The 17,964-nt window shown below is 36.0% G+C and carries 19 protein-coding genes, 1 tRNA gene and 1 pseudogene; 1 reads left to right on the top strand and 20 read right to left on the bottom strand.

Annotated features, from left to right (window positions below):
* Positions 1 to 106 precede the first annotated feature (106 nt).
* The 4 genes from I567_RS09935 to nagA form a co-directional block, all read right to left on the bottom strand.
* Complete coding sequence (locus I567_RS09935) at positions 107 to 718, bottom strand: glycoside hydrolase family 73 protein (RefSeq protein WP_026209959.1); 612 nt, start codon at positions 716 to 718, stop codon at positions 107 to 109.
* Positions 719 to 728: 10 nt separating this feature from the next.
* Entirely contained in the window at positions 729 to 1,232 is a 504-nt protein-coding gene (locus tag I567_RS09930; RefSeq protein WP_016252090.1) for a hypothetical protein, read from the bottom strand.
* Positions 1,233 to 1,308: 76 nt separating this feature from the next.
* On the bottom strand, positions 1,309 to 2,265 hold the full coding sequence (locus tag I567_RS09925; RefSeq protein ID WP_016252089.1) for an aromatic acid exporter family protein: 957 nt from the start codon (positions 2,263 to 2,265) through the stop codon (positions 1,309 to 1,311).
* A gap of 110 nt (positions 2,266 to 2,375) precedes the next feature.
* Positions 2,376 to 3,521, bottom strand: coding sequence for an N-acetylglucosamine-6-phosphate deacetylase (nagA, locus tag I567_RS09920; RefSeq protein WP_016252088.1), 1,146 nt, complete (start codon positions 3,519 to 3,521; stop codon positions 2,376 to 2,378).
* A 156-nt stretch (positions 3,522 to 3,677) separates the two neighbouring features.
* On the opposite strand from nagA, the gene proC reads away from it, so the two are divergent.
* On the top strand, positions 3,678 to 4,493 hold the full coding sequence (proC, locus tag I567_RS09915; protein WP_016252087.1) for a pyrroline-5-carboxylate reductase: 816 nt from the start codon (positions 3,678 to 3,680) through the stop codon (positions 4,491 to 4,493).
* Between the two features lie 63 nt (positions 4,494 to 4,556).
* On the opposite strand, the gene I567_RS09910 is transcribed toward proC, so the two are convergent.
* From I567_RS09910 to I567_RS09830, 16 genes and pseudogenes are all read right to left on the bottom strand, one after another.
* Positions 4,557 to 4,639 (bottom strand) — tRNA-Leu (locus I567_RS09910).
* A gap of 125 nt (positions 4,640 to 4,764) precedes the next feature.
* Positions 4,765 to 6,090, bottom strand: coding sequence for a C1 family peptidase (locus tag I567_RS09905; protein ID WP_016252086.1), 1,326 nt, complete (start codon positions 6,088 to 6,090; stop codon positions 4,765 to 4,767).
* Between the two features lie 95 nt (positions 6,091 to 6,185).
* Entirely contained in the window at positions 6,186 to 7,199 is a 1,014-nt protein-coding gene (locus tag I567_RS09900; RefSeq protein ID WP_016252085.1) for a YdgA family protein, read from the bottom strand.
* A gap of 225 nt (positions 7,200 to 7,424) precedes the next feature.
* A complete protein-coding gene (locus I567_RS09895; RefSeq protein WP_016252084.1) occupies positions 7,425 to 8,642 on the bottom strand; it encodes a pyridoxal phosphate-dependent aminotransferase in 1,218 nt (405 codons plus the stop codon).
* 142 nt (positions 8,643 to 8,784) lie between these two features.
* Positions 8,785 to 9,531 carry a hypothetical protein gene (locus I567_RS09890; RefSeq protein ID WP_016252083.1) on the bottom strand — a complete coding sequence of 249 codons (747 nt, stop codon included), beginning with the start codon at positions 9,529 to 9,531 and terminating at the stop codon, positions 8,785 to 8,787.
* Between the two features lie 122 nt (positions 9,532 to 9,653).
* Positions 9,654 to 10,208, bottom strand: a pseudogene (locus I567_RS12970) (cysteine hydrolase family protein).
* A 253-nt stretch (positions 10,209 to 10,461) separates the two neighbouring features.
* The gene (locus I567_RS09875; RefSeq protein ID WP_016252081.1) at positions 10,462 to 11,046 is read right to left on the bottom strand and encodes a DJ-1/PfpI family protein; all 585 of its coding nucleotides are present in this window, start codon (positions 11,044 to 11,046) and stop codon (positions 10,462 to 10,464) included.
* 116 nt (positions 11,047 to 11,162) lie between these two features.
* Positions 11,163 to 11,654, bottom strand: coding sequence for a P-loop NTPase family protein (locus tag I567_RS09870; protein WP_016252080.1), 492 nt, complete (start codon positions 11,652 to 11,654; stop codon positions 11,163 to 11,165).
* An 89-nt stretch (positions 11,655 to 11,743) separates the two neighbouring features.
* The gene (locus tag I567_RS09865) at positions 11,744 to 12,202 is read right to left on the bottom strand and encodes an HIT family protein (RefSeq protein ID WP_016252079.1); all 459 of its coding nucleotides are present in this window, start codon (positions 12,200 to 12,202) and stop codon (positions 11,744 to 11,746) included.
* Positions 12,193 to 12,657, bottom strand: a complete 465-nt coding sequence (locus tag I567_RS09860) for a DUF3791 domain-containing protein (protein ID WP_016252078.1) — start codon at positions 12,655 to 12,657, stop codon at positions 12,193 to 12,195. The genes I567_RS09865 and I567_RS09860 overlap by 10 nt, the downstream gene beginning before the upstream one ends.
* A 26-nt stretch (positions 12,658 to 12,683) precedes the next feature.
* The gene (locus I567_RS09855; RefSeq protein WP_016252077.1) at positions 12,684 to 13,577 is read right to left on the bottom strand and encodes a PfkB family carbohydrate kinase; all 894 of its coding nucleotides are present in this window, start codon (positions 13,575 to 13,577) and stop codon (positions 12,684 to 12,686) included.
* A 127-nt stretch (positions 13,578 to 13,704) separates the two neighbouring features.
* On the bottom strand, positions 13,705 to 14,214 hold the full coding sequence (locus I567_RS09850) for a GNAT family N-acetyltransferase (RefSeq protein WP_018345345.1): 510 nt from the start codon (positions 14,212 to 14,214) through the stop codon (positions 13,705 to 13,707).
* Positions 14,215 to 14,360: 146 nt separating this feature from the next.
* Entirely contained in the window at positions 14,361 to 14,984 is a 624-nt protein-coding gene (locus I567_RS09845; RefSeq protein WP_016252075.1) for a GNAT family N-acetyltransferase, read from the bottom strand.
* A gap of 83 nt (positions 14,985 to 15,067) precedes the next feature.
* Positions 15,068 to 16,630 carry a cardiolipin synthase gene (gene cls / locus I567_RS09840; RefSeq protein ID WP_016252074.1) on the bottom strand — a complete coding sequence of 521 codons (1,563 nt, stop codon included), beginning with the start codon at positions 16,628 to 16,630 and terminating at the stop codon, positions 15,068 to 15,070.
* A 59-nt stretch (positions 16,631 to 16,689) separates the two neighbouring features.
* Positions 16,690 to 17,142 carry an ASCH domain-containing protein gene (locus I567_RS09835; protein ID WP_016252073.1) on the bottom strand — a complete coding sequence of 151 codons (453 nt, stop codon included), beginning with the start codon at positions 17,140 to 17,142 and terminating at the stop codon, positions 16,690 to 16,692.
* Between the two features lie 24 nt (positions 17,143 to 17,166).
* A complete protein-coding gene (locus I567_RS09830) occupies positions 17,167 to 17,925 on the bottom strand; it encodes an ATP-grasp domain-containing protein (RefSeq protein WP_016252072.1) in 759 nt (252 codons plus the stop codon).
* Between the last annotated feature and the right edge of the window lie 39 nt (positions 17,926 to 17,964).

Below are 17,964 nucleotides of genomic sequence, written 5' to 3'. Positions count from 1 at the left end.
TGCATGAATTTCTTTAAAAATGATAAAATTCTAATCAAGGAGCTTCATAAATGTTCGTGTTTTCAAAAAAAGCCTCCCTGATAAATTCAGGAAGACTTTAGCATTATTAATCATATTGTTGCAAATCATGAGCCTCAATGACTTGAATAATTTTTTCCGCATAAGTTGGATCAGTCGCATAACCTGCTTGTTGTAAGGCATAGGCAGCTGTTTTATAGTCTTGTGCTTGTAACACGGGCTGGTATTTATTCTTATCCCAATCAACGCCATTCACAAAAAGCAGCGCATGGTCATCCATCGAAGCTTGATCGGATTCATATACTTTAAAATCTCCTTGAATCGTAACCCATTGTTCATTCACATACTCTTTGGTAGATAAAGTCACCTTGTTTTGATCACCAAAAGCTTTAATCCCAAATAAATTATGATACTTACTCGCAAGTTCACTTTTACCCCAATTTGACTCTAAGATAGCCTGCCCTAAAGTAATACTTGGCAAGACCCCATATTGTTTTTGTAATTCCTTAGCATGCGGAGCTAGACGGTCAATGAATGCCTGTCTAGCCACATCAGGATCTTCGGGTTGTGCTTGCGTTTCTGGCGTCGGTGTCGTTAATTGAGATAAGGCAAACGTAAAGGTTAAAAAAATGATAATACAGGCCAACAAAATGACAGGCACCATATTTTGTTTTCTCTTTTTTAACTTTTTCTTCTTCATCTGACCCCCATTAATTTTCTTCGATTTGCTCATCAAACCAGTCCAATAATTTTATTTGATCACTTGCAAGTTGTTTTTGTAAACGTGCAGGAACTCTGAAGGTTAAAATATCATCATAACCCCATTCTTGATAATCTAAATGAACCGCAAGAAGTAAAGCTTGTTTTTCTTGATTTTGGTTGCTTTCTTCAACGATTTCAACTTTTGCTAATTGGTGATTCATCCATTTACTAGCAATTAAATATTTCATTTTGCGATATTCTTTGACGGCAATTCCGCGTTTTTCAGGATAAACCACCGTTTGTCGCAACACTTTTTGGAATAACATCCATTCGTAATCGGTAAACAAGTTCTTTAACTTTTGCGTATTTTCTGCGCTTAATGAACGCTTTCCTTGTTTGAAATCGTTCCAAGCCTCTTCATCAATTCCTAGTTGCGTTTGATAAAAGACTTTCTCAGAATAATATTTTTCCTTAATTACATCTAATAATATCATTAAATAAACATCGCTCATATTATCACGTCCTCATCTTCTATTGTAATCTATTTTAATAAAATTGCGAATAATTACACTCATCTTTAATAAAGCTTTAGATTTTTTGTTCATTTTGGTAAAAGATGGCTTTGATTTCTACAAAACTACGAAATGACTGTAAAAATTGAAATAACAAGGCACGGTTTTCAAATTCTTCGCGCGTTTGTGGCAATGGTTTTTGACGATAATTTTGATAGACGGCTTCAATTTGCCATAAAATCAACTTGCCGTCATTTTCTTCAGCAAAGTTTTCAGCTGTCGAAATTAATACTTTGCGTAACTCATCTACAAATAAACCATCAATATCAATTTCGATTAATAAATTGACCATATCCCGTAAAATTCTAAGTTGGGCCAAACGCATTGAAAAATATTCCGAATAATAATCTTCTTCACTGATCCATTGGTTTTTCTGATGAATGTGTGCCTGATTAAGTGCTGCCCGTAATTTTGACCGCAAATCCAAGCAAGCATCATCTAATGGGGCAATTTTTTCAAGATTTAAATGGGCCGCCATCGCAAAAATAATCGTCCGAAAATCTTCTTCAATTGCTTTGATATCTTCTTTTAATTGTTTTTCATTATCCGGCATATATAGATTCAATAATAATGCCAAACCGACACCAATGGTCATAAGCAGCGTTTCATTTAAAATCATTTGCCACGAAAAGCTCTTCTCTACTAGAAAATGCGTAATAAGGACCGAATTCACCACAATCGCATCCGCTAGATTAAAACGTACAGACAAAGGAATAAATACGAGTAAAAAGACACCAAATGCCCATGTATGAAACCCTAGTGTCGTAAAACAAATAAAAGATAAAATAATGGCTAAACCTAAAGAAAGTACACGTCCTAACCCGGATTTCAGTGATGTTTTTTTCGTATTTCCGACACTTAATATCGCAATAATTCCTGCAGCTGTTGCATATAATAAATGAAGTTGTGTAGCTATTAGAATTGCTAAGACACTCGCAATCACCGTTTTAATTGTTCGTAAACCAATTTTCATAACTATCCTCCGAACTCTTTTTGTTCATCATAGACGATAATTAAGATTTTTTCAATTCACAATGTCAACAAAAAAAGGCGGAGGAAAATTCCCCACCTAAGCAAGACAACTTATTTTTCAAAACGTTTTTGACCATCTAAATAAGTAGCCACTAAATTCATTTCCTTATCTAACACGATAAAGTCAGCTGCGCGTCCTTTTTGAATTGAACCACATTGATCAGCAATATTACAACTTACCGCAGGAATATAACTTGCCATCATCACTGCTTGATATGGAGTAGCCACACCCCATTTCACCACATTGCGCATACCTTCATACAATTTCAAGATACTACCGGCAAGATTTCCTTCTTTCATGCGTGCCGTTCCATTAGCCACCACAACTGGGAATTCACCAAGGATATAATCCCCATCAGGCATTCCACCAGCCATCATACAGTCAGTAATTAAAGCCACTTTATCATAACCGATTGTTTGTACTAATAATTCCACGGCTTTAGGATGCACATGATGACCATCCGCAATCAATTCCGCAAAGATTTCCTTCACAGTTAACATCGCACCGACCATCCCAGGTTCACGATGATTTAATCCACGCATTCCGTTAAATGCATGAACAAAGACACTAGCGCCAGCATCCACTGCTTTTGTTGCTTCTTTTAAGGTCGCATTACTATGACCTAAAGCAACCACGACCCCTTCATTCGTAATTGTTTCAACAAATTCTTCGACACCTTCACGTTCAGGCGCTAAAGCAATTTTCTTAATTAAATGACCACTTGCTTCTTGCCATTCATGGAACACTTCAAGCGATGGATCTGAGAAATAACTTGGATTTTGCGCCCCTTTATGTTCTTCTGTGAAAAATGGTCCTTCAAAGTAAATCCCTTGAATCTTTGCACCATCGACTTCATCTTTCACCGCACGAATTGTCTTAGAAACGGCTAACAAACGTTCACGGCTAGAAGTTAAAGTCGTTGGCAAGAATGAAGTCACCCCACATTCCAATAAAGCAGAAGACATGACTTTAATACCTTCTGGATCATTATCCATCACATCATGATTCTTATACCCGTGAATATGCGTATCTACCAAACCTGGCGCAATCCACTTATCAGCATAATCAATAATTGTCGCCTTGGCCGGTTTTTCTTCTAAGTAAGCACCAAACTTACCATTCTTAATTTCTAAGTAACCGCCTTCTTTTACACCTGTTGTAAAGAAAAATTTTTGAGCATGAATGTATTCTGTCACTTGTCGCACTTCCCTTTTAATCAAATTACACTTATAACATACGCCTTTTTAGCTAAAATGTCAATACTGGTATATACCACTTTTTATGTAGCTTTCTTACAATTTTTGGTGTAACATAAAAACACGTATGAAAGAAAAAAATTGGAGTGAAACGTTATGAAAATTGGTTTTATCGGTGTTGGTAATATGGCCAGTGCAATCATTAAAGGAATTATTACCCATGGCTTTATTGCAGGTAATCAAATTATCGCCTATGATCATCATCTAGAAAAATTAACCAATATGGTAAACGAATATCAAATACATCTAGCGCAAAATGAAGACGAAGTAATTGAATTAGCTGATTACGTCCTATTTGCAGTGAAACCAAATGTCTTATTACCTTTGATTGAAAAACATCAAAAACAATTGGTTGCAAATCATAGCGTCGTTTTATCCATCGCCGCAGGAACTACACTTGCGCAATTAGAACACGCCTTAGGAGAAAATCAACAACTGCCCGTTATTCGCATTATGCCAAATGTCAATGCGATGGTCGGATTAGGTGCTGCTGCCATTTGTGGAAATACACATGCCACTAAAGAACAATTAGACGTTGTTTTAGATATGTTTAATGCCGTTGGGAAAGCATGGTTCGTGGCGGAAAAAGACTTTTCAAACTTTACCGCTATTGCCGGCAGCTCCCCTGCTTATGCTTATCTTTTCATCGATACTTTGGCCAGAGCAGCTGTCAAACACGGCTTACCCAAACAATTAAGCACTGAGATTGCTGCCCAAGCGGTTTTAGGTAGCGCCAAAATGATTTTAGAATCTGAAGAAAACCCATGGGGATTAATAGATAAAGTTTGCTCGCCTGGTGGGACTACCGTTGCTGGTTTATTGGCGATGGAAGAAAACAACTTTATGACTAGCATCATCAAGGGCATTGATGCTACGATTCAAAAAGACCAAGAAATGCAAAATAAAAAATAATACAAGCAATAGAAAAAACACAAGGTATGAAAAACAACTTTCAAACCTTGTGTTTTATTTTTATGCAGACGATGGGACTCGAACCCACACGAGCTGTGCTCACACGCCCCTCAAGCGTGCGTGTCTGCCAATTCCACCACATCTGCTTCATCTGTTTTTTATTTTATCGTGCTTAAAATAAAAAGTCAATAAAATTCACTTAAAATGAATACAGCAGCTCACAAGTATTGCGAACTGCTGTGAATAGCTTAGATTTAATTTAAAACCAATCTTAGTCTGCCAAAGTACCGAATGGATCCCAAGGTTTTAATAATGTTGGTTGGCCTTCTAAAGCTTTTAGGGCTTTTTCTGATAAATATTTCTTGTTGATAGCCACAACATACACATATTTATCAAACCAAGTATCACTGGCAACATAGTAACCCTTGTGCCCTACTTTATCGCCCCAAGAATTTTCGATTTTCCAACGATTAGGTTCGCCGTCGACTAAGTTTACCCCAGTTAAGACCATCGCATGGTTCATGGCACTTTCCTTCACGTTTAACATTTCTTCTTTCGTTAAAGCCAAGTCTAAGTCAAAAGCTTTTTCGTATTGGAAGTATTCATCATTCCACATACCTCCTTCACGATCAGCATCTTGAGAACAATCACAACCAAACCATACCAATTCACCTGCTTGCATTTGTTTGATTGTTGCTTCTTTGAACTCGTCTAATGGTAAGTTTAATAATTGAACAGGTTGACCATCGACGACATTCCCTAAATGTTCTACAGTGAATGTTTGATAGAAAGGTTTGTCTGCTGTAGGACCATTAATCACATTCACATAGTCACTTAAGTTTAAGTTAGTTAATTTGTATAGTTCATGTGGTGTTAATTCTTTGGCATGCGCTTTATGATCTTCATCATAATATTCAAAAACAAATTCTTTTGGAGGTAGACCAAAGTTTGTTGCTAATAATTGATAGACTTCTTTAAGGGTTTCTTGTTGAAGTTTATCAATTACTTCTTTATTTCCTGCATCAAAGGCGGCTTTAGCTTCCAGTGCGAATTTGCGTAAACGACGATTCATCAAACTGTTTAGTTTACGAGTATGTCCAGCTTGGAAACTTTCAGGATACGCATCTTTCGGACAAACCCCGTATTTTTCAACCAATGAAACCAACATATTCCATTGACCCCCATCGCTGACTGCTCCTTCTAATAAGAAACGCATTTTTTCCGCATCTAAATCAGTAGCTAATTCTTTTTTGACACATTCCATAAACCAATTTGCTTTTTCTAATTTATCATAAAATGCAATGTAATTTTGAGAAAGTTCAAAATCGCCTTCAATCTTCAACTCTTTAATCAAAGCTTCACGCAAAACATTCATCGCTGAGAAAATCCAGCAACGACCAGATTGAAATTGGTTGGTAATTCCATGTGTTTTCAAGTCAATTGAAAAAATAAATGGTTGCGCTGCTTTTGCTTGTTGATTAGAAGCAATTTTGGTTAAATCATTGCTAAATAAAGCATTTTGAAGCACATTTAACTTATCATTTTTTAAATATGCATTTTCTAAGTTTTCTAATTGATTTAATGTAATTTCTGACATATACAACACCTCTGTTTCTTATCCTACACCTGTTATCCATGAAGTGCAAGGGATAGAGCCATTCATTTGGAAATTTTTGAACTCCTCAAAAAAGATTACTCCCTTGCAGCTAAATCGCGTAACAAACTTTCCAATACCATTTTTTGATAGCCTTTTGGAATTTGATTTAAATGTACTTGCAACTCTTGCGTATAACTTTGCACGGTAGGAATGGCTTTTTGGGCTTTCAATGTTTTTTGCATGGCCATTCTGAGGCTGCGGGGTAAACTGATAAAGAAATTCAAACGAAAACCATATTGCAAATATTTTTCCAATACATATGCTAAACAATTTTTCTCAAACATTGCTAATGGTAAATGCAAGGTTTGTGTTTGAAAACTGGCACGTTTTTGAGAAATATCCTCAAGGCCATCCAATTGTCGCAATCGTTCTATCAATTCACTCATCAGTTGTTCGCGCGTGAATGATTGATTCTTTAGATATTTCTTGCCTTGCGCTGAAAAAATCCGTTTACTATCATAATTAAAGTCAAATGTTAAAATATCTTGCGCTAAATCTTGGGCAAAAGCTTCAAAATGTTCTCGCTGATAAATTTGCTTTAACTGGTTGCCTTCCACATGTAGCTGCTTATTAACCAAAGCAATCTCACGCAAAACCAGCTGAAAATCTACCGTATAAATCGGTAAATCCACTTGTCTAAAACTCGCCAATCGCTTGAGTAATTGCCGGTTAAGCTTGACTGGTTGCTTCATCAAACTATTCCGATAATGCGCAAAACAATACCGTCGCCATAGTTCATTAGGAAATTGATACTTTTGATGATGCAACCACAAAATCTCATCAATGCCAAAATCCACTTGTGACAAACCCTTTTTAATCTCATTAGCCACCTTTTGCGATACACCTAGATGATCAGAAAAGTGCTGCATGCCTAAATACATTTTCTTTTGCTTATTTTTGGAAATTAAGACAAACTGATATTTCAACTTTTTACCACACTTACAGCGCAATCCCGGCTCACTCTTTGGATAATTGTAGTCCACCCGGTATTCATCAAACTGCCATTGGGTATCTTTTAAATAATCAAAAGTAGTAAATTTCGAGCGCAATTCATATTTGCGGTGTAACTCCAGTTGTTGCTGCTGATTTAACTCAAGTGCTTGATAATACTGACTACGCTCATCACTAGATAAAGTCGTATGAAAATCTTGGGGTAATGTTCTATTTTACTATTCGGATACCAAGTCAAATAAGTCTCTAAGTAATCCGCCATGCGTTCACCTCTTTTACTTCAAAATAAATCAGCCCGGGGAGAAGACCGAGCTGAAGAATGTTTATTTTTGACGATAAGTAGCTAAAAACTTGCGCATCTTATCCATTGTTAATTTCAAATCATCCAAATTAGGTAAATACACAATTCGGAAATGATCCGGCTGCATCCAGTTGAAACCACCGCCATGCACCATTAAGACATGATGCTCATGAAGAAAGTCTAATACAAATTGCTCATCATTGGTAATATTGAACTTCTTCACATCAATTTTTGGAAACATATAAAAAGCAGCTTTAGGTTTAACTGCCGAAAGTCCGGGAATATCATTCACGGCTTTATAGACAAATTCGCGTTGTTCATAAATGCGGCCACCTGGTAAAAGTAGTTCATCCACACTTTGAATGCCCCCAAGTGCGGTTTGAATGACTTGTTGGGACAAAACATTTGAACACAAACGCATGGAAGATAACATATTTAAACCTTCAATATAATCTTTAGCAATTGATTTCTTCCCGGTTAACACCATCCAACCTACACGGAAACCTGCCACACGATGAGATTTCGATAAGCCACCAAACGTCACTACAAAGCAATCCGGTGCCAAAGTCGCAATTGGGATATGTTTGTAATCATCCATCACCAAACGATCATAAATTTCATCAGAGAAAATCATCAATTCAAATTCACGCGCGATATCAACAATTTGCTCTAAAATCTCTTTTGGATATACTGCCCCTGTTGGATTATTCGGATTAATTAAAACAATTGCTTTCGTTTTGGCAGTAATCTTAGAACGAATATCCGCAATATCTGGATACCATTCACTTTCTTCATCACAAATGTAATGAACAGGTTTTCCGCCAGCCAACGATACAGAAGCCGTCCATAAAGGATAATCCGGCATCGGCACAAGCACTTCATCGCCATCATTACACAAAGCTTGCATCGACATGGTGATTAATTCACTGACGCCATTACCAGTATAAATATCATTAATCGACAAATTTGGAAACTTTAATAATTGATAATATTGCTCGATTGCCTTTCTCGCTGAAAAAATCCCCTTTGAATCTGAATACCCTTCTGATTGGCGGACATTCATAATCAAGTCGCGAACAATCTCATTTGGCGCTTCAAATCCAAATGGCGCAGGATTTCCTGTATTTAGCTTTAAGATGGAAATGCCATTTTCTTGCATGCGTTCAGCTTCTTCTAAGACTGGACCACGAACATCGTAGCTAACATGATCTAATTTATGTGATTTTTCAAACCTTCTCATTTGTTTTCCTCTTTTCTTTTCTACTAGCCAAGTAGCCTTTTATCCATTATATCAATTTGTCAGAAAATTTATAGTGAAAACGCAAAATATTTCGAAAAATTAAGAAAAAAGTCTGGCCGTAAAAAATAGCCAGACATAATTATTATTCAAAATATTTGGTATTGCGTTTTTCTTTCGCACCCTCTTCAATCATCGTATCTAATGAACCTAAGACTGATTTTTTCTTTGCAATCATTTCTTGTGTTGCTTTCGGTAAATTATTACGATCTTTTGTAGCACTTGGAACTTTGAACTTCTTCACAGTGGGTTCATTTTCCTCTTGTTTTACTTGATAAGGCGCTGGCTCGGTATCGAAAAGCATATAGCTGTCCTTGCTCTTTTGCATCGAGTTCAACAACTCAGATTGGTCTACCTCTTCCTTTTTATCAGGGATTAATGAAGCAGGTACATAAGTTGGTTCGAAAACCGACTTTTTAAACACATCTGTCTTAGGTGGTTTGGCATGAATGGCAGGCGTTTCCTTTTCATTTCGCACCTTATAAGTCGCATGCAAATGACTGCTACCGAATAAGTTTTTCTTGCCAGTTGGCGTCACTTCCACTTTTGGATGACGTGAATAAGTAGGTAAGTTTTCGCGATGTTTTTTCAACTCTTCCATCTGCTTCACACTATGACCAGCTTTATGCGCAATTGTCTTATTTCCACGACGAGAAGTATTTACTTTATTTTGTCTATTTGCTTTTCGATCAATATCTTCATCCGTTAAAATCCAATCCTCTTCAAATGAGAAAGGTTTACGAAAAGTACCATCTTGAAGTTTTACTCCATCTTCATCTGAAAAAGCAGGAAAACGGAAATGATTTCGTTTGATGTCTGTATAATCATTCATGATAAATCATCCTTATTTTTTCGTTCTTTTCTCATCATAACACATTACAGAGAAAATAAAAACTAGGAAAAAGTGAAATAGTGTTAAACAGAACTACTTTCTTGTTCCTGTATTATTCTATTTCATTCTCTTTTTTTATCAATGACTCGTAAAAACTCTTCACAGCTCATCACTTTTGCGAATTCTTCGTTCAACGCTGCCAAATGAGACTGATGCAACTCCTCTGCATTTATCCAATTACCCATAATGTCTCTTAATGCAAATGTAGCGGTGGCATCACTAATTAATGTCGTCTCAAAGCCAAGATTTCCAGCCATCCGAGTCGTTGTAGAAACACAATGAGGCAAAGTTAGACCAGTAATAACGAGTCGACAAATCCCTTCTTCATGTAAATATCCTTATAAATTCGTTCCAATAAATGCACTATTGACGTGTTTTTGAAAAACTTTCTCCCCAGGATGCGGCTCAAAACCTTCCATGAACTGATAACCTTCTTCAGTGAAAAAGGCTGAGTGAGGATCAGTACTCAAGTGTTGAATATGAATGATTAGTTGTTTCGTTTCACGGAAATAATCCATTAATTTCAAAATATTTTTCTCTGCATCAGGATTATTTCGCTCAGATCTATCCGCGTTCATAAATCCCTGCTCCATATCAATAACTAATAAAGCTTGCATAAGGCCCCTCCCAAAAACATTTTCTAAATTATACCATATTCGTTGTCTTATCTTCTATATGTAGCCGAATACAAAACAGCTAAATAAACAAGTAATAGAGTGCACATTATATCAAAAAAATTAGTTTTTCCACAAAAATAAGCAACCCAAATTGAGCTGCTATAAAAAGAATCAGATACAAAAATAAATTTCAAATAGATTCATTCTATTTCTCAAAAGTTTTAACTTCATTGACAAAATTTAAATAATCTTCCTACGAATAATAAAAAAGCAAATCTTTCTCAGTGTATTTCAGGCTTGGATTTAAAAAGGTTTCATCAATTGGATAATCTAAATATTTCAAAACAGCCTTAGCAAAATCAACAAAATACATCCCTATCCCGGTGATTAATCCATCCTCTATCTCAATTGATTTATGAGTAAAATTATCAATTTCCATAAAGTCAAAATAATCCAATTGCTGAACGAATAATCCTCCAGTATACTTTTTCCCTTTTAATAATCCTGCTTTTCCCAATAAAAGAGGTGCTGATGATATTGCCGCAAAAACAATATTGCTTGAAATACCTTGATGTAAAAAATGAATTAATTCATCATCATATAACCCTACTAATGGATTAATTGACCCCGGGATGATAATACAATCATAATCTGTAATATTTACTTCATGAATAAGCTTAGTTGGATATGTGGGTAATCCCTCTTCTGTAAAATAGCAAATATTCTCACTAGCAATATAATCAATTTCTTCATTAAACCAGATTGATAGTGTAGACGTTATGCATGTAATTTCCTGCAAAGAGTAATTAGGATATAATACAACTCCAAATTTTGTCATTTAACTCACCCGTTTCTAAAACAAAATTAATATGTAGCTTGCTTATTAAAATCAAATAATCAAAATAAACTATAGATTAAATAAGTTTATCTGTTATTTACCACTTTCTAAGAGGTTTATTGATGATCAAAATACGCCTCAACATCTTTTCGAGTATGAAAGACGATGATTTGCTTACCTTCTTTATATTTCTTCAACAATTCAATTATCTCTGGTCGTTGTTTAGTTGGGAAATCCAATATCCATTGTTGGAACTCCTCATCAAACGTCTCTTCCACCCAAGGCATATCCTCGCGCACTTGACCGATTCGCTTTCTAACACTTTCGAAGCAAACGTCATTCGGTAAATCTAAAAAGAATACCGTATCGCAAGCTGCCAATCTTAATTCTAAAGTGGTGAGATAATTTCCATCAATTATCCATTCTTCCTGCTTTATCATTTCTTTTTGACGCTGAATAAATTCCTCTTTCGAAATATTCGTCTGATCTGGTTTATGCCAAATTTGGTCTAAATAATAGAGTGGAAGTTGGCGTTGATCCCTTAACTTACGCGCAAAAGTACTCTTCCCAGAACCAGGACAACCGATGATTAAGATTTTATTATTCATAGCCAAAAATTTTCCCTTTCAACATTCTTCAAATTTCATTATATCAAAATAAAAACGCCTGAACCATAGACAATTCAAGCGCTATTCATTCAACTAATTTTATTAATCTCATCAATTAATTTTACTTTCAATTCTTGTAATTTTTCGTTACCAGGTCTTACATTTTCATCATACATTTCATCAAAAGGTAACCACCAAACAGGCCCTTTCCCATTATGCCCATATTTACCTAAATCGGCATTTTTGCGTGGAAAGAGATGCCAATGAACATGACTTTCACCATTACCTAATAACTCAATATTCATTTTATCAGCTTGGAACGCTTGTGAGACCGCCTGGGAAACCAAACTCATTTCATCTAAAAATTTCAATTTATATTCGTGTGATAATTCATGTAATTCGTTGACGTGTCGCTTACACAAAAATAGTGTATAACCTTCAAAATATTGATGATCCCCAATCACTACATATCCTGTGGTCATTTCTTTTACAAAATACGGATTCTTGTTTTCAGTAATTTCTCTGATTCTCTCACAAATTAAACACATAATACTTTTCCTTCAACATGTATATCAATTTTTTCTTCTCTGCTATTCACTTTTTGTTCTTCTATTACTAACTTAGCTAAATCAAGATGAGAATAAGTAAAATAGCCAGTATCTTCATCAGATAATAATTCAGCTGTAATGGATTGATAGAATAAATCCATGGCATCCATATAACTAATATTTAAACGACGCATAATTTCACCAATTGTTAAACGAACCAAGGCAACGTTGTCTCTCAAGTAATCATTCTGACAAATATCACTTTGAAGAATGATTTCACCAACTTCTTTTAGTAGTACTTCCTTACTCAAAGTATGTTGTACATCATAGAATTCATCGTTAAAGGCAAGTAGCCCACTATCATTTAGTGTTCTATATCCTTTTTTTAAATCATCAGCAAAATAATGATTACTTACAATATTAATTAGGTAAACAAGATAATCCATTTTTCTCATTATATAAATCTCCATATTTCAGCTATTTATGTTTCGTTTAGCCGCAATTCCAGATATTTTTCTTTTGGCAATAATGCGCCTGAGACTTGTACGACTTCCCCAGCGACTCGATTGGCTAATTGTAAACTATCCCTGAGATTATGATCTGCTAATAATCCAGCTAGCATCCCAGCTACATGACTATCCCCAGCCCCGACAGTATCTTTGACCTCAACTTTTTCAGAAAGACATTCTGCCCATTCACCATCATAGGCAAGCACACCTTTGGAACCTAATGTAACCACGACTGGTGCATGCGTTTGGGCATACAGATATTCAATCGCAGCGGATAATTCCTGTTGACCGCTCATCAAATAGACTTCTTGTTCATTTAAGTGTAGTATTGGTTCATAAGATAACAATTGTGTAATTCGTTCTGAGGAGATTTCACAAACTCTTGGTCCAGGACAAAAAACAATTTTACCTTTAAAATCAGTGAGTGCATCAACTAATTCTTCGCCAGTCGCTTCCTCCACTTCTAATCCGCAAAGATAGAGATAGGCATATTCATTTAAATCAAAGTTTTCTAACCAAGATATTTGGAAGCTATATTCGACGCCATGATAAGAAAGAAAAGTTCGTTCGCCATCTGCTTCGATAAAACAATAGCAACACCCATTTTCACCCTCAACACGAAATATAGGTAATTGTAATTTAGCCAACTCACTGGCAACAAAATCACCATACATTCCTTGGCCAACGGGAGATAAAAAATCAAAATCCACACCTAATCCCTTTAAAGTTACAGCAACATTTAATGCACAACCACCAATTTGCATTTTCTGGTTACTAATGTGTGCATCCCCTTCACGACTAGGTAACACATCCGTATAAATTAAACAATCACAAACTGAAGAACCAATCACTAAACATTTGCTCATTACCAACCCTCATTTTCGTATATTCTACAAAAATTATAGATTGTCCATTCGTTTCAATCAACAAAACAGCAATATTTTAGTGTCAATTTCTATTTATCGTTCGTGTTTAAAATGTATCACGTAAAGTTTACTGACGATTAAGTTGTAATTGCATCATGATAAAATCCATATAATCATTACCTAGTTTAAAAAATTTAGGTAGATTTCCGATTTTCTTAAATCCAAATTTTTCATATAAATAAATAGCTACCTTATTTTCAGAGGCAACTTCTAATTCTACTAATTCGATTTGTTTTTGTTGCTCTAAATACCCAATCATTGAAGCAAGTAGTTGTTTACCAATACCTTTGTTTTGATAATCAGCTAATACACTTATTCCTATTTTTGCACGATGCGACATCTTAGTTCTAGAATCCACCCGATAATTGGCAATACCAACAATATTTCCATTAACTTTATAACAAAAATATTTAATATTCGGATTGGATAACTGAGAAAGAAATACTTTAGAAAAGGCGTCTAAACTAACTTTTAATCCATCTGAATCAAAGGTTAGATACTGCGTCTGTGTAGATATCGTATTTAAATAATCATAAATTTTAGAAATATCCTCTTCATTTGCAAAAACAATAGACATACGCTCACCTACAATCTCACTACTCGCCATTGTCCGACGCGTTCATAGCCTAGACTCTCATATATTCTCGCTGCAACTGGATTTTCGTAAAAGAGACAAGGTTCCTTTCCTTCAGCGAGTAAATCTGCGGTTAGTTTGGCTACCGTTTAGCGTGCATACCCAAGACTTCTAAAAGATTCTAACGTAGCAACACCCACTAACATTGCTAAACCAGGACATTCAGCGGTACTTCTAGCAATCGATACAATTTTTCCATCTACTCTGACACCATAGACACGATCTAGTTTTTTCGCTAGACTTTCTTGGATTTCATCAGGTTTCGCTGAAAAATTTTTAAAAACACTTTTAAAAACCTCTGAAATTTCTTGCGCATCTTCAGGGCCAAACGATTCAACTAATGTCATCTCAGGTGCATTTTTTAGTTCTTTGCATTGCGAGAAGTAACATAATACATTCTCTCTTGCAGTAAAGTCATATTTTTCCACTAAACTCGCTTCCCCATTAATATGTGTAATCTGGTGACGTTCAACTAACTCTGCGACAAATTCAGGATAAATCCTACCTTCATAGCTTTGCACCAAAATGCTGTTGCGATAACGTAAAACCAAACCATGAATACCTTGATAATCTTCATCGATATATAAGTCTTGAATGTCCGAATCAAAACCGTAATTATACAAGTCACCGATAATAAATAAATTCAACACGGGATTTTGATAAAGATAATCGGTCAATCGTTTCCGGTCTTGCTCACTACATTTTTTCAACATCCGCACCACTCCTTTTTCATTTCGTACATTATAACAAAAAAAGAGCATCTTGTAAGCAATTTTCACAAGATACTCGATAAATTTTATAACAATTGTGCAAACAAACGTAAGAATAATTCTTTCAATGACAAATGAGCTTTACTTCCCTTTTGATATTCTTGCGTCACTTCACGACATTCTTCAAAAGTAGCGTCGAAATCTGCTTTAATATCAAGCACTGACTGCGTGTCAACCATAAAACAGCCATTTTCAAAATGATGATACAAACTACGATAATCTAAATTAATCGTCCCACAAGTTGCCATCACATCATCGACCACACTCATTTTCGCATGACAGAAACCTGGCGTCCATTCATAAATACGAACCCCATGCTTAACCAAATCAGGATAGAAGGAACGCGTCACCCCATAAACCATCTTTTTATCCGGAATTCCTGGGGTAATAATTCGCACATCTACGCCCCGTTTTGCAGCAAGAGCAATCGCATGCACCATTTCATCCGTTAATATCAAATAAGGCGTCATAAAGTAACAATATTTTTCCGCCTTATTGGCCATACTGATGTACACTTCTTCCCCGACCCGTTCACTAGACATTGGAATAAAGGCATAAGGTTGGACAAAGCCAGTCTCACTTGCTTCATAGCTGTCCACAGGCAAAAAGCGCATAAAGTTTTCATCATGTTTATCCGTTTCTTTGACGGCATTCCACATTTCCAAAAAGGCAATCGTTAAGGAACGCACAGCAGGACCTTCCAACCGAATTCCCGTATCCTTCCACATGCCATAAGGATGCGTTACATTGAAATACTCATTGGCCAAATTATAGCCACCAGTAAAGCCAACCTCACCATCAATGACCGTAATTTTGCGATGATCACGGTTATTCAAAAACACATTTAGCCCAGGCATAAACGGATTAAACACCCGACAAGCAATTCCTAGACCTTCCATCTTTTGTACAAAATCCGTATTGATAAAACCAATCGAACCCATATCATCATAGAATACCCGAACTTCTAGCCCTTCATTGACTTTTTCAACTAAGATTTCCTCAATTCGTTGCCAGGATTCTTTATCTTCAATCGCATGATATTCCATAAAAATAAAATGTTTGGCTTGCTTTAAAGCTTCAAGTTGTGCTTCTAATCCTTTGACCGCTTCGTTATAATATGTCACATCCGTATTTTGATAGAGTGGATATTTCGCATAAGTCTGCAAATAATGAGAAATACTCGCGGCTTTGGGCTGTGTTTGCTTTAAATTTTCGATTAAATCAGACGAATCAGGTAAGAGCGGTAATAGCACCTCGTCAATTGCCTGATATCGGGCGCGCATCTTTCTAGTCCCTTTATTCAAACCTACTAAAAGATAAATCGTCACACCGACAATTGGGAATAACATAATTAGTATAATCCACGGCATCTTCATCGTCGCAGTCTTGTCTTCGCTATAAATATAGAGCACTAAAATTGCTGCAAGTGTACGCGTTAATAAGTTCAACCATTCGGCATAATCATTTAGTGAAGTAAATAAAAGAACAATCAGCGTCACTTCGAGCAAAATGGAAAGCACTACGAAAATCAATCGTTTCACACCATTTTTGGTTTTCTGACGGCTTTCCAAAGTAGTCTGCTCATTCATCCTAACCACTTCCTTCAATTTTCTAAACAAATTATAACACACATTTAGCCCATGTGAAATTAGCGTGGAAAGCTTTTCGGATATAGACATACAAATTCTTCGCACACAACAAGCATCTCAGGTGAAAATTTTGTCCCCATTTCATGACATACAGATTGGAAAAATGCTTCATGCACCACTTGCCAATAGTGAAGCGACAAATCTCCTTCGCCTTCTTTTTTTGCAAACTCAGCAGTAATTTCATTATATGGACATAGGTATACTTTCTTGGTCTGAGTAATGCAAACGGGCTGTTCCTGACTATCCAAAATCATATTGTACGCACCAACTTGAGGCAACGGTTCATTTTCAAACTCATAAGCCAAATAAAGTGAGGAGGTTGCAGTCTTTTTTCCTGATAATACTAACTGTGCTAATTCATCTTCATCTACCCCAAATGCATAAGCCGCATAACTGTCTGTCTCAATTGCATATTCCTTTTTAAATCCTTGCCAAAACTCTGATATTTTCATGTTACTCACCTCGAATCTAAAAGACTAATAATTTAGAGCCTCTTCTGGAAAAGAAAACACCTCATGTTCATTAAAATAAGCAGCAGTAATCTCATGCCACCTTGCCTTTTGAAACTTCAAGGCTCTCAGCGGCGTCAACCCATAATGCCCAAGTGCAAAACCATCATTGACTTCAACAACAAGCGTCCGACCATCTTTCGTAACACCAATATCCAAACTATAAGCACACGGCGCATCTTGCCAAAGTTTAATTGCTTGGTCGATCACCGCAGCATCATATTGTGCATGATAATCTCCTATATAAGGACGAACATCAAGTACTGCACCATGTAAAATAAAACAGCGCCACTCTCTGATGAAATCGACAGGCTCACTAGCCCATACCGGATAATCCATCGGTAAACCAATTCCAATCAAATCCCTAATCGAGGATACCACACGTCCTGTAAAAACTTTGGAGCCATCTTTGGGTTTGATAAATACTGGCCATGTACTTGGATTATTTACGATTTCACCAATTTTACACGTTCTGATTTTTCTACCATATAAGGATTGTAAGGCGTCTGGATAATCTAGAAGAGGTACTGTTAATCCCATCCATTCAAATAATTGATATGACTGTTGGACATAATCAAAAACATAATCATCTACAGTTAACTTACCAATTTCTGTAAAAGACTGATAAAACTGTACTTCTTCTCCCCGCAAATGAGCACCTACCATTAAATTATATTTATTCATCGCAATTTCATCTAAAAACTGTGCTTCTCTGATGTATATCATACTCCCACCTCTTTCACTAGTGTTACACCATATGCTAAA

The organism is Enterococcus cecorum DSM 20682 = ATCC 43198, from assembly GCF_000407565.1.
Taxonomy (GTDB): Bacteria; Bacillota; Bacilli; order Lactobacillales; family Enterococcaceae; genus Enterococcus_E; species Enterococcus_E cecorum.
The sequence above is the reverse complement of the archived record's forward strand: the minus strand, read 5'-3'. Positions and strand labels throughout refer to the sequence as shown.